Annotated in this window: 22 protein-coding genes and 1 pseudogene; 5 read left to right on the forward strand and 18 right to left on the reverse strand. The window is 34.6% G+C overall.

Translation table 11 applies throughout. The features are described from left to right. Nucleotides 1-77: 77 nt before the first annotated feature. Nucleotides 78-905: a flagellar motor protein MotB gene (locus Bccel_RS06635; RefSeq protein WP_036943807.1), complete on the reverse strand. Its 828-nt coding sequence runs from the start codon at nt 903-905 to the stop codon at nt 78-80. Between the two features lie 27 nt (nt 906-932). Further along, a complete protein-coding gene (locus Bccel_RS06640; RefSeq protein WP_036943805.1) occupies nt 933-1,721 on the reverse strand; it encodes a motility protein A in 789 nt (262 codons plus the stop codon). Between the two features lie 301 nt (nt 1,722-2,022). On the opposite strand from Bccel_RS06640, the gene Bccel_RS06645 reads away from it, so the two are divergent. Continuing rightward, on the forward strand, nt 2,023-3,282 hold the full coding sequence (locus tag Bccel_RS06645; protein ID WP_152966138.1) for an ArsB/NhaD family transporter: 1,260 nt from the start codon (nt 2,023-2,025) through the stop codon (nt 3,280-3,282). A 74-nt stretch (nt 3,283-3,356) separates the two neighbouring features. Here the strand turns inward: Bccel_RS06645 and Bccel_RS06650 are convergent, their stop codons facing one another. From Bccel_RS06650 to Bccel_RS06670, 5 genes are all read right to left on the reverse strand, one after another. After that, nucleotides 3,357-3,638, reverse strand: a complete 282-nt coding sequence (locus tag Bccel_RS06650) for a DUF4176 domain-containing protein (protein WP_036943801.1) — start codon at nt 3,636-3,638, stop codon at nt 3,357-3,359. A 25-nt stretch (nt 3,639-3,663) separates the two neighbouring features. After that, on the reverse strand, nt 3,664-4,764 hold the full coding sequence (locus Bccel_RS06655; protein ID WP_036943799.1) for a WXG100 family type VII secretion target: 1,101 nt from the start codon (nt 4,762-4,764) through the stop codon (nt 3,664-3,666). A gap of 24 nt (nt 4,765-4,788) precedes the next feature. Then, nucleotides 4,789-5,328: a DUF4176 domain-containing protein gene (locus tag Bccel_RS32295; protein WP_081927047.1), complete on the reverse strand. Its 540-nt coding sequence runs from the start codon at nt 5,326-5,328 to the stop codon at nt 4,789-4,791. Nucleotides 5,329-5,453: 125 nt separating this feature from the next. Beyond that, a complete protein-coding gene (locus Bccel_RS06665) occupies nt 5,454-5,948 on the reverse strand; it encodes an HD domain-containing protein (RefSeq protein WP_036943797.1) in 495 nt (164 codons plus the stop codon). 22 nt (nt 5,949-5,970) lie between these two features. Further along, on the reverse strand, nt 5,971-6,822 hold the full coding sequence (locus Bccel_RS06670) for a tetrahydrofolate dehydrogenase/cyclohydrolase catalytic domain-containing protein (protein WP_036943795.1): 852 nt from the start codon (nt 6,820-6,822) through the stop codon (nt 5,971-5,973). A gap of 215 nt (nt 6,823-7,037) precedes the next feature. Between Bccel_RS06670 and Bccel_RS06675 the strand changes: the two genes are divergently transcribed. Both Bccel_RS06675 and Bccel_RS06680 read left to right on the forward strand, forming a co-directional pair. Beyond that, nucleotides 7,038-8,735: a GH3 auxin-responsive promoter family protein gene (locus Bccel_RS06675; protein ID WP_036943793.1), complete on the forward strand. Its 1,698-nt coding sequence runs from the start codon at nt 7,038-7,040 to the stop codon at nt 8,733-8,735. Between the two features lie 34 nt (nt 8,736-8,769). Beyond that, nucleotides 8,770-9,186, forward strand: coding sequence for a secondary thiamine-phosphate synthase enzyme YjbQ (locus Bccel_RS06680; RefSeq protein ID WP_036943791.1), 417 nt, complete (start codon nt 8,770-8,772; stop codon nt 9,184-9,186). A gap of 69 nt (nt 9,187-9,255) precedes the next feature. On the opposite strand, the gene Bccel_RS06685 is transcribed toward Bccel_RS06680, so the two are convergent. The 10 genes and pseudogenes from Bccel_RS06685 to Bccel_RS06730 all read right to left on the reverse strand — a co-directional run bounded on the left by Bccel_RS06685 (nt 9,256) and on the right by Bccel_RS06730 (nt 16,262). Beyond that, on the reverse strand, nt 9,256-9,711 hold the full coding sequence (locus Bccel_RS06685) for a GNAT family N-acetyltransferase (RefSeq protein WP_036943789.1): 456 nt from the start codon (nt 9,709-9,711) through the stop codon (nt 9,256-9,258). A 25-nt stretch (nt 9,712-9,736) separates the two neighbouring features. After that, a complete protein-coding gene (locus tag Bccel_RS06690) occupies nt 9,737-10,414 on the reverse strand; it encodes a hypothetical protein (RefSeq protein WP_036943787.1) in 678 nt (225 codons plus the stop codon). 32 nt (nt 10,415-10,446) lie between these two features. After that, on the reverse strand, nt 10,447-11,166 hold the full coding sequence (locus Bccel_RS06695; protein WP_036943785.1) for a class I SAM-dependent methyltransferase: 720 nt from the start codon (nt 11,164-11,166) through the stop codon (nt 10,447-10,449). A 54-nt stretch (nt 11,167-11,220) separates the two neighbouring features. Then, nucleotides 11,221-11,691 carry a hypothetical protein gene (locus Bccel_RS06700; protein WP_050753214.1) on the reverse strand — a complete coding sequence of 157 codons (471 nt, stop codon included), beginning with the start codon at nt 11,689-11,691 and terminating at the stop codon, nt 11,221-11,223. A gap of 15 nt (nt 11,692-11,706) precedes the next feature. Next, nucleotides 11,707-12,524, reverse strand: a pseudogene (locus Bccel_RS06705) (GNAT family N-acetyltransferase). 22 nt (nt 12,525-12,546) lie between these two features. Then, the gene (locus tag Bccel_RS06710; RefSeq protein WP_036943779.1) at nt 12,547-13,116 is read right to left on the reverse strand and encodes a GNAT family N-acetyltransferase; all 570 of its coding nucleotides are present in this window, start codon (nt 13,114-13,116) and stop codon (nt 12,547-12,549) included. A gap of 33 nt (nt 13,117-13,149) precedes the next feature. After that, the gene (locus tag Bccel_RS06715; protein ID WP_036943777.1) at nt 13,150-13,809 is read right to left on the reverse strand and encodes a hypothetical protein; all 660 of its coding nucleotides are present in this window, start codon (nt 13,807-13,809) and stop codon (nt 13,150-13,152) included. A 1-nt stretch (nt 13,810) separates the two neighbouring features. Next, the gene (locus tag Bccel_RS06720; protein ID WP_036943775.1) at nt 13,811-14,389 is read right to left on the reverse strand and encodes a DUF7010 family protein; all 579 of its coding nucleotides are present in this window, start codon (nt 14,387-14,389) and stop codon (nt 13,811-13,813) included. A 67-nt stretch (nt 14,390-14,456) separates the two neighbouring features. Continuing rightward, entirely contained in the window at nt 14,457-15,653 is a 1,197-nt protein-coding gene (locus Bccel_RS06725) for a glycosyltransferase (RefSeq protein WP_036943773.1), read from the reverse strand. Between the two features lie 165 nt (nt 15,654-15,818). Continuing rightward, nucleotides 15,819-16,262, reverse strand: a complete 444-nt coding sequence (locus Bccel_RS06730; RefSeq protein WP_036943771.1) for a tellurite resistance TerB family protein — start codon at nt 16,260-16,262, stop codon at nt 15,819-15,821. 369 nt (nt 16,263-16,631) lie between these two features. Between Bccel_RS06730 and Bccel_RS06735 the strand changes: the two genes are divergently transcribed. Continuing rightward, nucleotides 16,632-17,870, forward strand: coding sequence for an endo-1,4-beta-xylanase (locus tag Bccel_RS06735; RefSeq protein ID WP_036943768.1), 1,239 nt, complete (start codon nt 16,632-16,634; stop codon nt 17,868-17,870). An 80-nt stretch (nt 17,871-17,950) separates the two neighbouring features. Here the strand turns inward: Bccel_RS06735 and splB are convergent, their stop codons facing one another. Beyond that, nucleotides 17,951-18,979, reverse strand: coding sequence for a spore photoproduct lyase (gene splB, locus Bccel_RS06740; RefSeq protein WP_036943766.1), 1,029 nt, complete (start codon nt 18,977-18,979; stop codon nt 17,951-17,953). Between the two features lie 371 nt (nt 18,980-19,350). Between splB and Bccel_RS06745 the strand changes: the two genes are divergently transcribed. Then, nucleotides 19,351-23,481, forward strand: coding sequence for a S8 family peptidase (locus tag Bccel_RS06745; RefSeq protein ID WP_036943764.1), 4,131 nt, complete (start codon nt 19,351-19,353; stop codon nt 23,479-23,481). The last annotated feature ends 42 nt before the right edge of the window (nt 23,482-23,523 follow it).

Raw genomic sequence — 23,523 nt, forward strand, 5'->3', positions numbered from 1 at the left:
AATGAGCTGTCTACAATGGGCAGCTCTTTATTTTATTTGTACTTGCAAATTAAATATTTTTTATTCCATCCACATCCTCAAGGGATCAATTGTTCTATTTTGTCCTTTATAATTACTATATCAATTCTCCGGTTTTTTGCCCGATTAGCTTCGGAGTTATTGGGTAGAATAGGTTTAAATTCACCGCTTGCAGTTGAAGTTAGTTGCTGGGATGGAAGTCCGGACTGCTTAGCCAGGAACAGAACTACATTAATGGAACGCTTGGCCGAAAGTTCCCAATTTGAGGGGTATTGTGAATTGTGAATAGGTATGCTATCGGTATGCCCTTCTACAATTATGTCATTATCTAATTTCTTGAGCATTTGACCAATTTTTCCCAAGACACTCAATCCGGATTTCTTTATATCCGCAAAACCTGAATCAAAAAGAATGACTGAATCAATTCTTAATATCACTTTATCTTGGGTTTCCAGCAATTTTACATTATCACTTATTTTTTCTTCTTTGATAGTGATTTCCAGTTCTTTCTTTACATCTTCCATCGTAATTTTACTCTTTTCCAGTTCTTTCTTTGCATCCTTCGTTGCAGATTCACTCTTTTCCTTTTCTCCTTCAGTACTATCTCCTTCTTTGGACTCCTTTGCATATCCATTATTACTTTCCAAAATTGCAATCATATCCTTTCCCTTATTTGTATCAAACATTTCACCATTACTGGTATGGGTAAAGCTGCTTCTTAATGACTTTGCAACCTCCATAAATTTTTGCTTATCAAGTGTTGCCATAGAAAAAAGAAGTATAAAAAAAGTCAGCAGGAGTGTAACCAGATCGCTATAGGTAACCATCCATTCAGGTGCACCTTCAGATTGTTCTTCCTCTGGTTCATTTAGATTAGATTTAGCCATATATACACCTCAAAGTCAAATTTAAAATTAAGTTTTGCTTTCAGAACGATACTTCTCATCATAAATCATCTTGTCCTGAGGAGATAAAAACGTCTTGAGTTTATGTTCCATTATCTTTGGGTTTTCCCCTGCTTGAATGGATAAAATACCTTCTATGGTAAGTGTTTTAAGCTGAACTTCTTCTTTACTTGAAGTAGCAAGCTTTGCAGCCATCGGAGTACATATAAAGTTTGCAAGAAGGCTTCCATAGAAAGTCGTAATTAATGCAACAGCCATTGAAGGGCCGATCTTAGTGGGGTCATCAAGAGCCTTTAATAAGTTGATTAACCCTATCAGAGTTCCAATCATACCCCACGCCGGAAACATTGCTGCAAGAGTTTTAAACAATCCCTGACCCTTTGTATGCCGTTTTTGCAAATTTGTTAGCTCCAACTCGAGAGATTCCCTTACAATATCAGCTTCAGTTCCATCTATAACCAGCTGTATAGCATTTTTTAAAAAATCATCTTCAATTTTTTCAAGGTTACTTTCCAGAGCCAATAGCCCTTCACGCCTTGCAAGAGTAGAAAGTTGTACAAGTTCCTGTATAATCTCAAATGGAGGTTTTGAATTATTTTTAAATGTTTTTACAGCTACTTTCATAAGTGCTGCTACTTCTTTTATACGATAGCTTATTAAGACAGAACACAATCCACCGCCAATAACGATAAAAATGGATGGTATATCAAAAAAGGCCAAAAGACTGCCGCCAAGGAGAATAGATATAATAAGACATATAACTCCTGCTATAAGACCGATTAGTGTAGCGATATCCATAATAGCTCCTTAATATAATCTGTTTTATATTTATGACGTTAATAATTTCGGATGATATTGAGAAATATTTTATAACTTTTTATTATGTATTTAAATACTTGTATACAATTTATACATATTAACTTTAAACTCTTTAAAAATATCGTTAAATAAAAAAACTTCTTTGCCGATATCTTTAAGGCTTACAATATTAAAAGTGTTGAAAAAAATCTAAAATGTTTCATTTGACTATAGCATTTTTTGCCAAGTATGTCAGGAAGCATTCTAAAAGGGGTGTCATATGGAAAAAGAAACAATGAGCATGATTATATCCGGTTCAATTTTTGTTATTGCTTATATACTTATTATTACCGACAAAATTGAAAGAACTCTAATTGCACTATGCGGAGCTGCACTTATGATATTTCTAAGGGTTCTCAGTCAGGAAAAGGCATTTCATGAAATCGACTACAATACCTTAGGACTTCTTATCAGCATGATGGTTATTGTAATAATTACGAGAAAAACCGGGGTTTTTGAGTATCTAGGTATCAAAACGGTTAAACTGGCAAAAGGTGAGCCCTGGAAAATTATGCTTTTTCTATCAATAATAACAGGAGTTTTATCTGCATTCCTTGATAATGTTACAACAATTTTGTTGATCATTCCGTTAACATTTAGTGTTGCTAAGGACCTTCATATTAATCCTGTTCCATTTATTATTGCTCAAATATTCGCATCCAATACAGGGGGAACTGCCACTTTAATAGGCGATCCACCAAACATCATGATTGGCGGAGCTATAGGTCTCAGCTTCATGGATTTCATAAAAAATGTTGCAGGAGTCGCCTTTTTTAACTTAATTGTTACCAGTGTACTTTATGTAATATTCTACAGGAGTAAAATTCATACTCTTGATGAAAACAAGAAGAAAGTAATTATGATGAATGAAAATGAAGCAATTAAAGATAAATGGCTTATGGTGAAGTCCTTAACTGTTTTAGGTCTTACAATACTAGGGTTTATGTTGCATGGCGTATTTCACTATGAGTCTGCTACAATTGCTATTGCAGGTGCAGTTGTATTACTTCTTATTTCAGGGCATAAGCCTCACAAAATATTTGAAGAAATTGAGTGGAACACAATATTCTTTTTTGCAGGATTATTTATTCTAGTTGGTGGTATTAAAGAAAGCGGACTCATCAAGCTATTGGCAGAAGGAATTCTTGATGTAACAAACGGAAATCCCACGCTGACAATGCTTGGAATTCTATGGGTCTCCGCAATAGCATCTGCTTTTGTTGATAATATTCCATTTGTTGCAACCATGATCCCAATGATTCAGGATTTGGGAGACATGTCAAATATGGATCTAGGGCCGCTGTGGTGGGCACTGTCACTTGGTGCATGTCTAGGCGGTAATGGCACAATTATTGGTGCAAGTGCAAATGTAATAGCTTCGGGAATGGCTTTGGAGCATGGGCACAAGATCACTTTCGGAAAGTTCTTTAAGGTTGCTTTTCCAATGATGATTATCACATTGATTATTTCTACAATTTACATGATCATTTTTTATGTATAGTCACCAATTTGAATGAAAAAACATAATCCACACCAAAACTTGTTATTGAGTGAGTAATTTTATCATCATAAGAATTACTCACTCTTTTTTTGTATCTCTTCCAGCTTCTTCTTTATATAATCCCTGAACTCAAACTCTTCAACATCCTGTAATCCTACAAAATAAACAGTATCTATATCTTCATTATTGAATAAAAATAACTCTCTGGGGTTAATAATACCCTCAGGAAAATAACATGCACAATAATCATATAATGTATCATCATCAACCTTGGCTTGGATCCTGCCGCAAATCATCAACCTTTTAGTTCCATTCTTCAATAGCACGACAGACCCTATTGGTAATAGTTCTTTCATCAATTATCCTCCTAAAAACTGCTGGTTACCAGCTTATTTTAAGGTTTAGCCCTAGTCCTGCAAGAGCACTGAGCTTTCCTCCCAACTCAAAAGAGTCTTTATCCACACCAAACTTCGCTTCTGCACCAACTGCAAGAGCTTCTCCTTCTGCAGTAACATCAAAATTAACTCCAAAAAGCGTAAACCCTTGTTTTACTTCACCTTTAAACACTGCGGCATCTGCTCCGGCACCAACTCCTATACCATCCTTTCCAACCACGGCATAAGCCTCAGCACTTGCATCTCCTATTTTTCCTTCTGCACCCTGGTGAATGTTGAATTGGTCATTTCCGAACTTTTGCTCAATAGTGCCCTTAAGCCCGACTGCTTCTGCAGCTGCCCTTAACTTAAGCTGAGGGTCAAGTTTACCTCCCTCAAACAATACGGCTTTTGCTTCTCCCGATACACTTCCAGTAAGTGCAGTCCCGCCTAAAGTTACCGATGCAAGGCCAATTTGACTTTTTACTTCTCCTTTTGCAACATATCCTTCAGCCTTACCGGTAATACTTGCACCAACCAATCCTTTATCAAGATCAAATCCTATATTATGCTTAATACCGGCACTATATCCCAGCAGTTCCCCTTCTGTTGTAACTGTAGCAGCATTAAATGGTTTAAAAACGTGGCTGCCGCTTACAACTGCCCCTTCATTTGCTTTGCTAGGACCAAACACTTTTCCCAAAGTATCGGTTACCGAAAAACCGTTATCAATTTTTGATGCTGAATTTCCTGCATGCTTAACATTACTTCCAACTTTACAAATTGATGATCCGTCTTTAGCAAATACCGAGTTATTATGGATTTTATTTGCTTCCTGCCTATCTGCCTCAATCAGTAATCCAGTTGCCTTCTCTATGGCACCGGCGATATTATCCAAACACTCATACAATGACTTTTTAATATGACTTTTTAATTCATTGAATTCACTTTCATATGCTTCATAGGACTCACCCTCAAAAAACTCATGTGCCAACTCAATCTCTTTTGACAAGTTCTGAAGAAAAGTATCTGCAGCTTTCTTTTTACCTCTTAATCTATTTGTAATAAGTCTTATTTCTTCTTGATTAACAAGTATAGTATCCCTCATGGTTTACCCCCTATTAAAAACTAACTACTCTTTATCATTCGGATTTATGTCCATTTTAAGAAAATCCTCAAGAATATCCATTCCAGTGTCAGGCTGTGCATCTTCTTGTTGATTCTCATCCATGTCTTGATAAGAATCGCTGACCAGGCTTGATATCAATGTGTCTATCTGTAAATCCTGACCATCCCCCTCATCAACCGACTTTGAGCCCTCAGCCTCAATATTGCCTTCAAGCTCTGCAAAATCCGGTATAAGGGATGCTTCGTCCATTTCATCTATGGAATTATTACTTACTTCTTCATCTTGATTTTCCGACTTTTTAATAATTTTTTTGTATTCAATTTCTTCATAATCCTGAAATCCAATAAAGAAAACTTTCTTAATACTTTTATGATCAAAAACATATGTATAATCCGGCCCCAAGTTTCCTTCCGGATATAGACAGGCTATATAATCCCATACTTTATCTTCTCCATCACGGAACTGCTTCCTTCCATAAATCATAACCCTTTTCTTTCCGCCTTTTAAAAGTACAACAGAACCTATAGGTAATAGCTTGTCCATAAAAAACTCTCCTAAACCCAAAATTAACTACAGCTAATTGTAATATAATTAATTTTAGCATTTAGGAGAATATTATGTCAATTTTATCACAATGTGTATCTTACACAATATATGTTAATATCAACCTATTCCAATACAAAACGATTATATGCAATTCTTTTACCAGTGCTTGTTTTAAAGTTTTGTTCAATACATTTCTTTATTTCTTGCTGTTGCTTATTTATATCCATAGCTGTTAAATTCTCTAATAAATCTGCTTCCCACTGTATCTGAAAATCAATTCCATCAATTTTGGAAGGAGTATGATGATTACCTATTATAAAACAAATCCTTTCGATATTTTTGCTATAACCTGCCTTTTGCAGTATCTCTCGTGCTGCCGCCGGTCCCTCTCTTTCTTGATAACCACCGTCTATTGATCCGTATTTTTTCTGTGCTTCAACCGCACCAACGTCATGTAGTATAGCAACTATAGAAATTAGCTCCCTTTCTTCTTCCCCAATATTTTCACCTTCCATTATATCTTCTGCATTTTGCAAAACTTTAAGTGTATGGTCTATTCCAAATGGAATTTCTTTAAAAACTTCTTTCATTCCATCAGTAATTCTTTCTATAAACATTAACTACCTCCATATAGTTTCATTATATTAAGCCTAACTTCCTTTCAGCCGATTCAACTGTCTGTGAAATTAAACAATTAATTGTCATTGGTCCAACCCCTCCTGGAACCGGCGTATATGCAGAACATTTCTCTATTGCATTCTCAAGGTCTATGTCACCAACGTTTCCCTGATTATATCCTGCATCTACCAGCACACATCCTTCCTTGATCCATTCTGCCTTAACAAATTTGGGTTTTCCAACCGCAGCAACAACTATGTCTGCCCTCTTTACTATATCTTCTAAATCTTTTGTTTTGGAATGACATATTGTAACAGTTGCATTTTCATTCAGCAGCATCATCGCGACAGGTTTGCCGAGTATAGGACTTCTGCCAATTACAACTACATCTTTTCCTTCAATTTGTATATTATAGTGCTTCAATATTGTCATAATGGAATATGGCGTAGCACATTTAAATGAATCAAGCTGCATTGTCATTCTTCCAAATGTATTTGTATTAACTCCATCAACATCTTTCAACAAATCAATTTCATTAAAGCAAGCCATTTCATCTATATGCCCAGGAACAGGGTGCTGTAACAAGATACCATGTACATTTTTATCTCTATTAAGCTCTCTTATTTTTTCAATTAATTCCTCTGTACTGGTTTCTTCCGGCATCTCAATTTTAAGAGACTTCATTCCAACTCTGGTACATGCATTACCTTTCATTTTTACATATGTAACTGATGCAGGATCATTTCCAACAATGATGGTAGCAAGAACCGGAGTCTCATTAGTTATATCCTTTATTCTTTGTACCCTTACTTTTAGGTCTTTCTCAATGTTTGCAGCTAAAGTTTTTCCATCCAAAATAAGCGGTGTATTCAAAATTTATCTCTCCTTTAATTTATATATTTATTGCTCGTGATGAGCTAAAGATTATTTCTGATCCAAAAATGCTAAAACAATTTTACCACACTTTACCTAGAACTTAAATCCAATTAGTTATGAAAGCAATAAAATATGTACTGTAGTATTTTTACTGCTTTTGCAGTATAATTTCTATAATATTACTTTATCGGGAATAGAAGGGTGTACATTTTATGAAGCTATTATCAAAGGTTATGCTATACACTTTTTCCAAGGTTGCAAAAAGATATAAAAATGCATTTGAGAAAGATTTGGAATATGCTGATCAGAGAAATAACCAATTACTTATGGATATTATTAGAAAGAACATTGGAACTGTGTATGGCAAAAAATATGGGTTCCAATCAATTGATTCGCCTCAAAAATTTAAGGATTCTGTCCCCCTTACTGTTTATGACGATTATAAATGTTACATAGAACGGATGGCCGAAGGTAAAGATAACATCCTTACATCAGAGAAAGTAGAGTATTTCGGTACATCTTCAGGAACTACAGGAAGTCAAAAGCTGATTCCAACCACGGAAAGCTCGCGGAAATCAATATCTGCATACATGGGTTTATTAACACAGGGTGTATTGTGTGAAAACCTTTCAAAATCCTGGAGTTATGGGAGAGGACTTAATCTCATGAATATGACCGTTTCTGGGAAAACTCAAGGTGGAATAACTATAAGTGCAGGAACTGCTGGAGGTATGAGGTCCATGGAAAAAATGATTCCATATATATGGACATCACCTGTAGAAATTCTTAAGCACGATGGAAAAGCTGATATTAATTATATTCATTTGCTTTTTGCACTTATGGAAAAGGATTTAATGTATATAGGAGCTCCTTTTATTTCGTCTGTACTCGATTTGTTAAGATGTCTTGAGAATAAGTGGCCTGATCTTGTAAAGGATATTGAATTAGGAACAATTAACAGTAGAATTGAGCTTGATGAAGAGTTGAGAAATAAACTACAAAAAAAGATAAGACCAAATCCAAAAAGAGCATCGGAATTAAAAAAAGAATTCACGAGCGGAATTGAGCATATTGTTACACGAATATGGCCTAAATTTGCCTTTATCTGGAGTGTTGCAGGAGCAGGATTCAAAGTTTACCATGAAAAAGTAAAAAAATATATTAGTGATATACCTGTTTATAACGGTGCATATGCTGCAACCGAGGGATTAATCGGAATTGAATTGGAGTTGGGTAAAGCTATATATGTGGCAGCACCTAATAGTGTATATTATGAGTTTATTCGTATTGATGAATCTGACAACCAAAAAATACCTACATACAGTATAGATGAATTAAAAGTTGGTGAAAAATATGAAGTAGTAATTACAAATCGTGCCGGATTTTATCGCTATAGATTAGGTGATGTAGTTAAAGTGACAGGTTATCGCGGTAAAAGTCCAGAGCTTGAATTTTTGTACAGGAAGAATCAACTAATCAATATATATTCTGAAAAGACTTCCGAACAAGCAATTCATCAAGCAATTGTAGAAACTTTCAAAGACTTAAGGGTTGAACTAGTTGATTATACTGTAATGGCTGACATAAATGTTTCACCTGGTAGATATGTTTTCTTTGTTGAAGTAAATGATGCTGATTCCTTAGACAAACTTGAAGTGGAAAAAATACTTGAAAGTAAGCTTTGCATAGCAAATCCCCGCTACGATCATTTTAGAAAGGTAATGAAAATAAGTCATGCATCATTGGAACTTCTTAAGCCGCAAACCTTTAATTCGTTTAAAAATTTGCTACTATCCAATGGAGCATCACGAAACCAGGTGAAAATCCCGAGAGTTGTGAGTAAGGATTATTTAGTGGAATTCCTCAAAAGTAATACGTATAAAAAGTCAGAAGAATTATGTACATTATAAAGAGAATCATAATATACAAAGGAGGATACTATAGATGAAATCATACCGTAAGGAATTGTATTTTAACCTGCCTACAAGAAGGGCATATGTAAATATTACATCTCAAGTACAGCAATGCATTAATGAGAGCGGCGTAAAAGAAGGTCTTGTATTGGTAAACGCAATGAACATTACTGCAAGTGTTTTTGTTAATGATGATGAATCAGGACTCCATCAAGACTTCGAAAAATGGCTTGAAAATTTGGCACCTGAAAAACCTCATAATCAATACAATCATAATGGATATGAAGATAACGCTGATGCTCATCTGAAACGTCAGATCATGGGACGTGAGGTTGTTGCAGCAGTTACCAACGGAAAATTGGATTTTGGAACCTGGGAACAGATATTTTATGGAGAATACGATGGCAAGCGTGAAAAACGGGTTCTTGTTAAGATTATAGGTGAATAGCTTTGGATCTTTCAAAAATGCATTAGCGGCTGTCTCAAAATGGAGTCAGCCCTTCCCTTAACTGCAAGCTTAAGTCAAACTGATTTCATATACTATTTCAGTTATATCTCCAAATACACACCTATTGATTTCAATAATTTTCAGGTTATTTTTCTCTGAATAATTCTTAAATAGCTTTTGACTGGCATAATTGCTTTCTGATATTGATAACTCTATCTTTTCAAACATATATTCTTTAGCTTTTTTAAATAATGAATCCAACAATAAAGTTGCAACACCCTTACCCCTATAATCGTTATGTACACATATTTGCCAAATAAACAACGTACCCTTATCAACACTTGGCATTCCGCTAACATATCCAATTATCCTATTTAAATCTTCTACTACTTTACATGTAGAAGAGTAATAGTTTTCTAAAATCCAATAAGCATAGACATTATATGGTGCAACATATGGACCACATATTTTAACCAATTCCAGTATCTGTCCAGCGTCTCCTTCTTTAATATCTCTTAAATTCATATTTCTAGCCTCCTATAAATACATCCTAACCCATCTTAACTTTTCTAATATAAGTTGCTTTATGGTATTTTCCATCTTTACCCTGAACTATAACACCTTCATCTATAGAGTTATTCTTTATCTTATAAATTTTACTTCCAATAGAAAAATGGGTAGCGTCAGCTTCAACACCCTTAACAGTAATAATTCCACTTTCCAGTTTAGTGGGATCTTTTACGATATTTTTAACTTTTCCAATTTCCTCACCAACATTATCTCTTTCATCCCCGTAAGCAAAGTTTCCCTGAAAATCATACTCCCCATTATCCCAAACAATTCCTAATGATGACCTCACCCTATAAATTTTATAATATTTATCATCTTTTTTTACAGCAATTGCTTCTGATATTTCATTTTCTTTTAGGCTGTATATTAAATCTCCAGGCTTAAAAGCCTGTGTATTATTTATTTCTCCATCTAATTTAGGCATAGGCCGTACTTCTTTTGAAATTTTTCCAATTTCATTATCAATTTGTGCCTTATCAACCATATGATGTGTAACAGTTTCATACATACCCCCGTTCCATTTTAAAGCAACCATATATGATCCCACTCCATCAAAATCCTTTCTTATTTCTCTGTCTGCATTTTCAAAACATCCTTGCATCAACATAAATAACGACAAAAATGTGATTAATAAACATGCTTTTCTCACTCTACTCATAATACAACCTCCTCATGTCTAATTTTACATATCTATATTTTTATATTCTTCACTTTTACACAGTGATATTCGGTAATAAATTCATCATTTGAACGGCAATTTTCAATCCTAAATCCAGCTCTTTCTATCATACCGTCTAAAATCCATTTGAAGGTACTGTACTCATCTCTAATGTGTGTTTCTACTTCTTCTTTAAATTTTGCACCTGCATTTTTTTCAAATATTGAAATCCAATTATCTATTTTTTCTTTATAATCAGCAGCATCAAAATGAAAGACAACATCATGGATATACAATATGCCGCCTGTTCTAATCATATTATTCATTTTCAGCAATGCAATCTGCTTCCAGAAATCAGGCAAATGGTGAAATGCCGCCTTTGTTATCAACAAATCGACCGGTTCATTTTTATGTTCATAACTTAGAAAGCCAGCATTAATAAACTCAATATTGCTGATATCCATATCGGATAATTTTTTCTTTGCCTGACTTATCATCACATCAGAGATATCTACACCATATACTTTCTTAAATTGTTTTGTTGCATAAACCGAGGTTGCTCCTGTACCGCACCCCAAGTCAATAACCTCTAATTCATGGGTATTTTTCAACGAAAGGAACTCAATCATGCTATTAAATTCCTTCTCATAGTCCCTAAATGTCTGATGCTCGGTATCATACTTTTTGGCATGTTCTTCACTTGAATAATCAACTCCGCAATGTTTGTATTCATCATAAATCCAGTTACTCATATTTAATCTCCCAAAGTATTATTTCCCACATGCTTAAAGGCTCTTATTAAAGCCTTAATTCTCCCCGATTATTTCTTTATTATCAGGATCAATATATAAGGTAATCGGACCTAAGAGGCCATCCATAGTTGTCTTGAAACTTACTCTAACTACTTTATGGTTTTGCAAGTACCACCTTTTTATTTTTGTTATAATATCCAATTCAGGTTTTTCACCATTATACACTACTTTTACAGTATTCAATGAACTAATATCCTTATATCTTGCCAATCCAACCTCTGCATACTTCCATATGTCACTACCATTTATGTTGACCTCTTTTTTACCATCTACAACTGCACTAAGTCCGGCACCATCTTTTACCACGCTTTTCTTTTCACCCTCTGACAGGCTGTCCCAAGCAATTTTTCTCATTTCCATTTCATCAAAGTTGATGCCTTTGTTTTCATTATAGACTCTGTTAATTGCAAATATAGCAACTGTCAGCACAATTAAAGCAGCAAATACAATCACTATTCTCTTCATAAAACCCTCCCCACATCAAGTCCTTTCCAGCTTTGTACAATCTATCTCATATGTAATATATTCTTTATCAAAATGGTAGCCTAATTTTTCAGCCAAAGCTAAAGACTCCTTATTTGCTGCATCCCAACTTGGATAAAGTCCCCTATCAATGCACTCCAGGATTAATTTGGCAGCACAGATTGTTGCAAGCCCTTTTTGGCGATACTCCTCTTTTGTATCAATTTCAATCTCAATTCCTTCATCGTAAACTGTATAGGATGATGCACCGCAAACCGGCTTGCCCAAATGTAAAATGGCATAACCAATCCCCCGATTCTTATAATCATCATATGAAGAAAATTGCGAGCATAAATCTGAAGACCATTTTTCTTGACTTACCAATTCATATAAACGTTCATCTATGAGCTGCAAATCATATTGGCTAGGAAGTTTATCAACAAACATCTGCAGCTTTGCTATGTCAAATATGTCCTTTTCCTTTTTAACTGCATATCTAAAGTACTTTTTATATTTACCCTCATACTCTTTTTCTATCAATGCTCCCATAATTCATTTTCAGGTACCATGAGTATAAATGGTGTTTTATGAAAAGCCGGTATGTTTTTAACCAGTAAAAGTGCTTCGTGAATATGGCTATCTCCCGCATAAACGCAAAAATCTCCGGTTAATACCTGTGCACATTTAGGACTTTCAATGTTGTCCACCCATGCATTGCCCATATATCCCTGCAAGCATGACCAAATCATAGTTTCTTTAATTTCTTCAAACAAAAAAGTGATTTTGTGCATTTCATCTTTTTTCAATTTAATCACAGATTTCATAATACTCCTCATTTCAAAATAAAAATTATAAAAATCAAAGGTATTTCTTTAAAAGCTCCATCGCTTTGTGATAATCACAATTTTGAAAACCGCCCAATCCTTTTTCCTGCGTAATTTCAAATCCGGATTTTTTATAAATTCCTATTGCTTTGTAACTCCATGTTTGAGTATGCAAATAAACATTCCCATCTCCCTCGATTTCAAGTAGCCTTCTCAATCCTTCATAAACAAGAGCCTTTCCCAAGCCCAAGCCTTGATACTCCGGCCGGACTGCCACCCAATGTATCCATGGATCTCTTCTAACCCCTGTATAGCACCACCATATTGTTAAAGTTGCTACTTTCAAGCCTTCATTATTTTCTATAAACAAACATCTTCTCTCAAGCTCTTTTATATAAGGTAAGTAATCGTTTTGGAAATAAACTAATGCATCTACAGCTCTATTAAACTCAGCGACCGAAGTCTCTATTTCTGCCCATTCTTTTTCATCACCAGGTTTAAATAAGGTAAATTTAAACTGAGCAGGCAAAACAAATTTACTTAACGTCTTTCCTTCCTCTCTTTTCATTAAAACATGGTAATAGGGTATGGTTTTATCTAGCATAAAATCACCTCAATTTACTGATACCAAGTATTTTTATTGCTTTCTTTTATTAATTATCACATAAAAGATTACTCCAAAAAATAGAGATGCTCCTGCTACTATGTATATAATCCAATTATTTTCACTTTTACTGGCTTCCATTTTTTCACCTTCATTAGCAGGGGATGCTGTTTTTTGAACTTCTTTAGTAGGCTCTTTTGACTCTTTGGTTGTTTGTATTTCTTTATCCTCTTCAGCTTTTTTAGCTATCCTTTTCTGATCAGCCCTTTCATATTCTCCGTTATTTATATATTTTAAGAATCGTTCATCCTGACTTTCGCCTAACATATTCATGCTTTTATTTGTCAGGTGGTTTATGAGCTTTAAGGTTTTAGGATCAGTTGATGTCGCTTTAAAGCCATAGAAAGCCTTGTTATCTTTAACAGTAACCACACAACGATCATCTTTAGCAGGCTTTTTACTATCTCGTCCACTATACTCAAAATACGGTACACTCAATATATCATTTTCAAATATATCACCCATTATTTTGTGAGCAACTTTTAATTCAATATAATCTTTCTTAACATCTAATACAGTTGCCGTAAAAATTTTTACGTTTTCATCACTCATAAGGCTTTCAGGCATATCACCAGCATAAGAAGTTATTGAAAACATTATAAATGCAAATAATGTAATTAAAACTTTTTTCATTTTACTCCTCCTGATAAATCTGAGAAACTTTTTGGGAGCTTTTATCAATAATAACGGCAAATACGAGGTTTACAATACATAATGCAAATCCCATATAATTAAACATGTATTGCTGAAAGATAAATATGAATACTATTGAAAGTGAGAAGTATACCCCAACTAATATGCAATAAAGAAACTCCAGGTGTATCCACATAAAAACAAGAAGATGTGCAGCATTGATCAGAGCAACTACCATCGGAATATACTCAGGAAGCTTATTTTGCATTACATATGCAATGGGATAAAGTGCAACGAATATCATATTTGAAATAATAGTTAAATGCAGATATTCTCCTGCAGCCTTTTTCTTTTTCTTAAACTTTAACAGGCTTGTTGACAAAACAGGTACTAATATAGCACCACCAAATATGTAAAATGATGTTGATATGTACTTGGAGCAAAAAAGAGAAATGATACTTGCCATAAGCCAGAATAATGCTCCAGAGTATAAGCCTGTACTGCCTCCGCAGGTGTTTTTTATGTATTCAAGCCTTTCCTTCTTAACTTTAATGCCTTGTTTTAAATATGGTACTCTCAAAAAATCTCCTCCTATTTAAATATTATTAATTTCCAAATCATATCAAAAGCAACAAACCCTATATAGTCTAACACATTACACCAACTTTCTCCTCAATGTATTTCACCATATCTCCTATTGAATCTTCTGCATTTATTTCCTTAGCTACTTTAGCGGCATTTTCCTTGTAGATTGGATTTTTCAGCACCTCATCTATGGATATCTTAACGCCTTGAAATGTCAATTTACGCCTTTGTAGTGGTTTAGGCCCCAATTTCAGCTTATATATTCTATCAGCCCAGTAATACTGGTCCAAGGCATGAGGTACTAATATCTGGGGCACTCCTGCTTTAGCTGAGGTGTGAGTAGTACCTGCACCTCCATGGTGTATGGTCATTGACATTTTGGGAAATAGCTTTACATGTGGAACATAGTCAACAAAGTAAACATTTTCATTTTTCTGTGCAGTTAAGTTTGCCCATCCCCTTGATATAACAAATCTATAATCCTTTAAACTTATCAATTTATTTAATATCTGGGAAGTTTTTTGGGAATCCTGGTCAATCATACTTCCAAATCCAATATAAATTGGTGGTTCTCCGGCATTTATAAAATTCTCAAGCTCCCCATCCAACTCGTCACCGTCATCCAATACCCAATATCCCGTTCTAAATACATTGCTATATTCAGGTGGCATTGGGGCTAATGATTTGGCAGCTGATAGTATTGCACCTTTTGTCATAAGTTCACAATAGTTCTTGAATTTTGGTAATGAAAGTTTTTCTCTTTCTATATTAACCCATTTTCCAAACAATATCATAATAAATAAATTGCCAACCTTCCAGTGTATTTTGTTAATTATCCTTGGAAGATTTCTGTTTTTTACTGATATAGGTGCCATACTATCCGATTTAAAAGCAGGAGGAACATGTAATACCGCAATGTGTGGTGTTCCAAACTTTTCTGAAATAGAGCTCCCCGCAAAATCCAGTCCGTTTCCAATGATTAAATCTGCATCCTTTATTGAATTGATTAGTATCTCAAATTGATCTTCAATACTCTTTTTTAATTGGGAAAACATGTATTTACCGTTTGCCTCTTCCGGCTTCATTTTGAAATCAAATCCAACTGGAATATGTTCAAACCCATACTTAATATACTGTTGCTTAAATCCATCAGGAGCCGCAAAAATCACTTTATGCCCACTCGCTTTAAGTATTATTCCAAGAGAAAAGAAAGGATTGACATCTCCTTGTGAGCCTTGAATTACAATAATTATTTTCATAGCACCACCTCCTAACTCGCTATAATTATACACTTATTTGTAATTTTATTCTAGATATAAGTTCCAACTGCAAACAGTTTTTTAACAATATCCCATGTAGAATAACATTATAGACATTTAAAAAGCCAGCTGGTATAATCCAACTGGCTTTTATGAAAAATATTATTATAATCCGAATTCTTTATGGTCAAGACCAAGTCTTTGACACATTTCTTTTACAATTGCTACCTCGCTCTTATCGAAATTTCCGTCTGAAGAACCTACTGAACAACAAACTGCTATTAAAAGTCTCGCTTCTGAAGGTTTATTCTTCATTTTCTCAATTTGCTTCATAGCTTCAATTTTTCCTACATTGTAATCAAAATCAAAGTGGCCTGCATAATGATTGAATCTATCGATAACATCGTTAATTTTAAATATTTTTAGGGTATCATTGATATTTATAAATCCAATCATTTTTTGCTTTTCTTCCGAACTGATATTTCCATCAGCTGAAGCTACTAAAGCACACCCCGCAGCAACCGCTTCCATAAAATCCTTATTAGCAATTTTTTTAACTTCTCCTGTTAATGAAGAACCTTTCTGTTTTGCCCAGTCTAAAAAGCCCATTTTTCTTCCTCCTCGAATTAGTATTTTTAGTATCTTTTAGTATTCTTTAAGTATTATTAAATTTTACTTTACTCTTTTTAATACTTTTAACCAATTTTATTAATTTTATCACAACCGACTTGTTAATATCAATATAATCACATTAAAAATATGAAAAATATGACGTATAATAATATAATTGGTATGACAATTTTTTCATTCAAGTCAATTATTTTATCGGCATTTTCCATCAAATCATAACTATAAATTATTATGATAATTATTCTTTCTCAATTAGAATGCTCCTATAATAAATTTTTACATTCGTGGTATAATTATATAAGTTTACAGCAATTATATATATTATCTGCAAATTGGGGGAAAACAATTATGATTTCAAATTATAATAATAGATTCAAACACCATATAGGTACAAAAAAAATTATACTGACCAATATGAATGGAAGTCCGGTAAAGAATGCTGAAGTATCTGTTAAGCAAATAAAGCACCAATTCCTCTTCGGATGTGCAGAGTTTAGTTCGATACCCTTTGCAAACAATGAACTAAATGGTGATGCTAATGAAAAAGCCCGAGAAAAGTTTGATAAATTTCTGGATTTATTCAATTATGTTACCCTGCCATTCTACTGGAACATGTTTGAGCCTGTGAAAGGTCAACCTCAAACCCAAAGAGTAAAGAAAGCTGCCAAGTGGCTAATATCAAAGGGTTGTACCCTAAAAGGCCATCCGTTGTGCTGGCATACTCTTACCGCCCCCTGGCTGCTTGATATGAGCAATCCCGAAATACTTACAGCCCAGATTAACCGTATTCACCGTGATGTTGAGGATTTTAAAGGTATTATTGATATCTGGGATGTAATTAACGAAGTAGTAATCATGCCGATTTTCGACAAATATGACAATGGGATAACACGCCTTTGTAAAGACATTGGACGAGTCCGTACAGTGCAGGAGATGTTTTCAGCTACTAGGGAATCAAATCCTGATGCTGTTCTACTGATCAATGATTTTAATACATCTGAACATTATGAAACTTTAATTGATGAATGCCTGGAAGCCGGAATCCCCATTGATGCCATAGGTATCCAATCCCATATGCATCAAGGCTATTGGGGTGTTGAAAAAACTCAGGAAGTCCTTAAACGTTTTGAAAGATTCGGTCTGCCTATACATTTCACTGAGAACACCCTTGTTTCTGGCCATATCATGCCATCGGAAATCGTAGACCTCAACGATTATAAAGTTGACCAATGGCCTTCAACCCCTGATGGAGAAGACCGTCAGGCCGAAGAAGCATTAATTCATTACAAAACCCTTTTTGCACATCCGCTGGTAGAGTCTATCACATGGTGGGACTTTGTTGACGGTCACTGGCTTGGTGCACCTTCAGGCCTTATAACTAAGGACAATAGGGTTAAACCGGTGTATCAGGAATTGCACAAGCTTATTAAGGATGAATGGTGGATAAAGCAGTATAATACAACTACCGATGACTCGGGATCGGTTATCGTTTCCGGCTTCTTTGGAGAGTATGAGATATCATGCAGCGATAAGAAAATAACATTTGCCATAAAAAAAGATAATGCTGATATAAATATTGTCATATAAAATATTAACACAACTAATTTAAACACGACAAAAAAAGGCTTGCACACAACTTCCGCAAGCCTTTTACATAAATGAAGAGTTTATGTAAAATACTCAATAACTCCCTCAGGAAATCTTTCCTTGATAAGCGATGAAATGAATTCCTTGATTTCACCTGAATTCTCTTTAGGATAGACATACTTGAATCTTCCGAATTTCCCCCATTTTAAGGTTCGTTTTGTCTCATCCATATCAAGTTTTGTACCTGGAAACCTTTTTAGTATAAACTCTTTTGCAGTGGGAGTAAAGCGATGCTGTATAAGCTCAAACGTTATGGGCTCGCTGGAATTCACACTAATTATCTGCTTCTTTAGACGGTCAAATAGCTCTGTGTATTCCTCTTTCCACCCCTCATACATCATTATCGGTGCCACAATAAATCCCATTGGATAGCCTGCCCCAGCTATCTTTGATGCTGCCTCTATTCTTTCATCAAAGGTTGCTGTGTTATGTTCAAAGTTTTTTATTACATACCTAGAATTTATGCTAACTCTGAAACGAGTGTGGGAGTTATGTTTTAATCCAAGCAGCGGTTCTACTCTATCAAACTTCGTTACCACCCGCAACCTCGCATTTTCAAGGCTTCCAAAAAATTCGATGGTCTTGGATAAGCTTCCGGTAATATGCTCCAAGCCTAAAGGATCACCTGAACTTGCAACTTCAAAGGTAGTTATTTTATTTTCATTATTTACAATATGTGCCTTTATATTTTCGAATATATCTTCCAGGTTTACATACGTCCTTAAATAGGGTTTAAAAGCCTGAGCAGTCTGAAGATAGCAGTACTCACAGTTTCCAGGACAATTTGTCACAAGAGAAAACTCATAATCTGCTGAAGGCTTGCAAACATCAAGACGATTTCCTTTTTTTGTTGTGACCACAAGGGTCTTTTTAGCCCTGGGATACTTTTCTTTTTCAGTAGTGCCGGGAATCATACGGGAAACGTTTTGTGCTGCTGTTTTTATTATCTCTATATTCTTATCCTGAAAATATGAATAGAGCTCTCTACCAAGAGGATACTTGAGTGATGAAGGTTCAAAAAAAACTCTTTCAGGCATAAATAATTCCATAAGCTATAATCAGCCTCCTCGACTATATTATTTCTCAACAACATTAAAAAATAATAAGGAAGTTATAGCATAATATACTTATTACGACACAAATTGCAAATAATCCCTTCAATATTGTTAATTAATAGATATATTTTGATTGAAATAATCTGCATTAATTTTGTCCAGTATCTGTAAAAATATTGTAATTTTGCATAAATTTATTGATTATATTCAAATAATATTGTAAGATATAAAATACAATTATGTTATATATTGTAATTTTTTACAAGGAGGTGAAACATTTTTTATTGATAGAGAACTGAAATAGATAATGGCTGTATTATGAAGCAAAAGAAACATCAGTAAAATTATAACAAGGGGGCTATACAATGTCGAAAAAAATAATATCCTTATTAACGATGGTCTGTGTAGTATTCACAACATTTTCTTTTAATGTATTTGCACAGAATGAACCGGACCAGAGCAGTAAAGAGTCATTAAAATCTATGAATATTAATGAAAATAACCAAAGAAAACCTGGTCAATTAATTGTTAAATATAAAAATAATTCATCGTCCAGAGCAAACGCTAAAACCATTGCTGACAATGAAGGTAAAATCTTAAAATCAAATCCAAACGGATTAACCCTCATAGAAGTTGATGATAAAAAAATCTCAAAAAAAATGAAAGACTTGAAAAAGAACAAAAATATTGAATATGTAGTTCCAAACTATACCAGGCAAGCTGTGGAATTTCCTTCAGATCTTCCGAATGATCCTGAATTCAAAAATCAATGGGGACTTCAAAATATAAATGCTCAGCAAGCATGGGTTAAACTTGCAGAAACATCTTCTTTAAAGGAAGTAAAAGTAGCGGTTATTGATACAGGTCTTGACATGCAACATGAAGATCTCAAAGATAAAATTTCTCCAGATGGTTATGATTTTGTTGATATGGATAATGATCCAACTTACGGACCGGTTAATGAAGATCATGCTTCCCATGTAGCAGGAATTATTGCAGCTACTACAGATAATAAACTTGGTGTCTCGGGAACCAGTGGAAAAGCCCCCATAAAGATAATGCCTTTAAGGGTTTTAAATGCCGGATTTGGCGAGGATTTTAACATAGCACAGGCAATCACATATGCAGCAGATCATGGTGTAAAAGTTATAAATATGAGTCTCGGCGGTGCAATGGAAAGTCCTGTACTTACTGAAGCTGTTAATTATGCTCTTTCCAAAAATGTTGTTGTGGTTGCAGCGGCCGGAAATAACTCCATGGATGCAGCAAATTTTTATCCTGCAGCAATACCCGGTGTTGTAACTGTTTCAGCTACAGATATAAATAACTCTTTTGCAAGCTTCTCTAATTACGGCTCAGTTGTTGAACTGGCTGCACCAGGTGTAGATGTATTAAGTACAATAACTAAAAACAAGTATGAGTACTTTGACGGCACATCCATGAGTGCACCATTTGTCAGTGCGGCCTGTGCTCTTCTGCTTTCCAGAAACCCTTCACTTTCAAATATAGAAGTTGAGCAATTTCTAACCGATTCTGCAAAAGATATAGGTTCTGTTGGAAAAGATGAAAGTTTTGGATATGGTCTTCTTGACCTTGCCAAAGCATTAACTATAACTGAAGTCAAACCCAGATTGGAAATTATGAATCTTTCAGACAATTCAACAGTCTTTGACCTCATAAATGTCCAGACAAGATTTACATATCCCCAAAACATCGTTAAAACAGATTTATTTATAGATGAATCTGTTATTCAATCTGTATATAACGGGCCGAGCAATAATGAATCTGTTGTTCAATCTGTTTACAGCACACCAATCAAAATGTTTGACAACTTTGAAATCGATACAAATATGTTCAATGATGGTATTCATAATCTTAAGGTAGTAGCCTGTGATAAATCAGGTCAGAGCTACTCAAAGGAAATCAAAATTAATATTAGAAATAACATATATACTGGATTAAGGGTAAAATTAACAAATGATGGGGAACCAGTCAATGGAGGGTTTATAGAGGTTTGGAATAAATATACCGATTCCGATGGAAAAACCTACTTTGGCTATGTTTATACAGGAAGAACTTCTAAAACAGGTGTCGCAATAATTCCAGGTGCAGCAGCACCCAATGGAAACGAATATGTTATAGCTGCAAACTATCCTATACCCGATGGAGATGGATATATAAATGCTTCATTGATAAAAGAAGCTGTGGCTCCAGGAATGATTGAAATGGACGGAAAAGATCTTGTACCCGTTACAGTTGATACGGGACTTGATACCGATTCCCAGGCTGTCTTTGCCAGCTATAAACTACCTGGATCAAATCATATTTTCCAAACCCTCGTTTCTCAGACTTCTACATCAGGTGAATTTGAGTTTTATCTAAGCCCAGGAACTTATTCATTTCAAGCAACTACATTTGGCATTAATTCGGAGGATGGAACAAAGGAGCCTGTATATTTTCTTAATTCAGGGGATGTTGAAATTGACTCCGAAAACTTTTTCGTAACAATGGATAGTGATATCGAAAACCTTGCAAAAATAGACTTGTCATATAAAAACATGCATGGCTTTATACCACTGGAAGCTTATATGTCAATAGGTTCAGAGGACTCAACATTTTCAAATTCAATATTTCTTAACGATTTTAAAGGAATAACTGAAATTTACGTTACACCCGGAAATTATTCTTACAATTTTGACTTACTGGGTGAAAAAGATGGTAAAAAGGCCTATGCATCTTTTGAAGGCAATTCAATGGAATTTGAAGCAGAAAGTGAAAATGACATATCATTCGGAGGTATCTTAACTGGAAATATTGAAACTAGCAAATCCAAATATATTCCTGGAGAAGAAGTTTTTATAGATGCTTCCGTAACTGACAGTCAGGAAAATAAACTTCTGTTTATGGAGTATATTCGAGATGATTTGTTTGAAAATTTGATCGGTCAAAATGTTATATCATATAAAAGAGGAATAAACAAGGTTGGTTTTAAAGCTGCAGATACTATAACAAAAGCATTAGAAGAACCTGAAGAACCAGTAGAACCTGATAAACCGGTAGAAATCGAATATAAAAGCCCGGCAAATTTAGAACTTCTTGACAGTAAAAACAATGTTATTATGAATATGCCTCAAGGCTCTTTTGATTATATGAATCTTCAGCTTCCACAGAATTTGGATACAGGGAATTATAAATTGAAGATGATTTTAGATATTCCTTATTTAATTCAAGCTGAAACTGCTCTCAGCGTTTCCAGGCTCATCAAGAAAAATGCAGTCAAATTCAATATTGAACTTCCAGGAAACGAAAAAGCTACTTCCGCAACTATCGAAGCAATTAATTCAACCACCGGTGCGTCATATGCTTATTATGGTGAAAACCTTTTAAACGGTGAAATGTATGCCGCTTTACCTGCAGGAACCTATAAATTTGTAATAAGTACCAATACTTCCGATGGTAAGCCTGTTATATATATAAAAGACGCCAAGTCGCCTTCTGAGTACACTTTGACATCAAATCAGCTTCAAAATGTAAAATTATCCGTAAAAGATGAAGACGGAAAAACAATTAACAAGCCATCTACTTTCAATTATTCCATACCTGATAATATATCTATGAATACATACTCTATCGGTTTTAGCGAAAAAACAGCTGAAATTGACTTTTACATCACAAAGGGTACATACAATTTCGGTACTTCGGTTATGTCAACAGAATCACAATTACCAGAGCGGCTTATATTGCAAAAAAATGTGGAAGTTGGATCAAAAAAAGGCAGTATGCAATCCATTGATATAACATCTGATAATCTTACAGAAGTAAGTCTGGACAACAAATCGGACTTAAAAAGGTTGCTTGCTCTTGTTAGTGACCCCGAGACTGGTTTCCTTTCATTGCTTGATCTTAAAAAAGACAGCTCAATCAAAGTATCAAAAGGCTTCTACAATATGGAGTTACTTTGTGATATATCTGAATATGGAAGCTCATATACTTATATAATGAGTTCTCAGAAAGATTTCTCAGGTGACAAAACTTACATAAGCTGCGGAAAAGATTTCAGCATTTCAATAACTCCAAATAAATCAGTTTATAAAGCCAAAGAAACCCTAAAATCTGAAAACATGATATGCGACAGATTTGGAAATAGAGTAACAAGAATTATTGGTAGCAGCCTATTTGGTTTTATGTCCGATAAGATTAAGTCATCAAAAGGACAATTAACTCTGGTGAAAGATCAGGATGAATTTAAGTTGTATGATTCGGCAGAAAAAGAATATATAGAAATGCCATACTATGATATCCGGGCCCCTTTCATCTACATAACGGACTCATTGGGAGATGTGGTATACTCTTCAAAATCTCCTGTTTTCTACACAAACTCACAAATAAAGCTTGATCCTAAGTGGGCTTTAAGTGGAGAGTATAAAATAAAATTGACTATAGATATAGATGCTGATGGTGATCTATCCGGGCAGTCTTCCTTTAGAATCAAATAAGACTCTTATAATAAAGCCGTAGTCCTAGGCATAAATAAAAGA

This window comes from Pseudobacteroides cellulosolvens ATCC 35603 = DSM 2933 (assembly GCF_001262605.1).
Classification (GTDB): Bacteria; Bacillota; Clostridia; order Acetivibrionales; family DSM-2933; genus Pseudobacteroides; species Pseudobacteroides cellulosolvens.